This is a genomic window from Sphingobium sp. D43FB (genome assembly GCF_002312805.1).
Taxonomy (GTDB): domain Bacteria; phylum Pseudomonadota; class Alphaproteobacteria; order Sphingomonadales; family Sphingomonadaceae; genus Sphingobium.
Genome location: NZ_NMUA01000295.1, coordinates 1 through 312 on the forward strand (window position 1 = coordinate 1; position 312 = coordinate 312).

Below are 312 nucleotides of genomic sequence, written 5' to 3' on the forward strand. Positions count from 1 at the left end.
CTGCTTCAAGCTGCTTGGTCAGCGCGTCATGGCCCGCACCTTCGAGCGTCAGATAACCGAGCTCAAAGTCCGTGCTGCAATCCTCAATCGCTTCTCGCAAATCGGCACACCAAATACTGTCCGCGTCGCGTAGTAATCTCAAATAAAGCCCGCAGCAAACCTATCAGGAGTTATGCAACAAAGCCAGGCTACGTCGAAGTCGACGACGGGATCGACGATCTGCCACGGCACCTCGCCGACTATTCCGATGCGATCGATCGCCTGCAACTTGCCGAGGGACCGGCACAGGCCTATCGGTCCGAGGCCGAGCAT

General features: G+C 57.4%; 1 pseudogene. It reads left to right on the forward strand.

Annotated elements, in window-relative coordinates:
- A pseudogene (locus SxD43FB_RS24470) lies at window positions 1–133 on the forward strand (IS5/IS1182 family transposase); the annotation flags it as partial.
- Window positions 134–312: the final 179 nt, after the last annotated feature.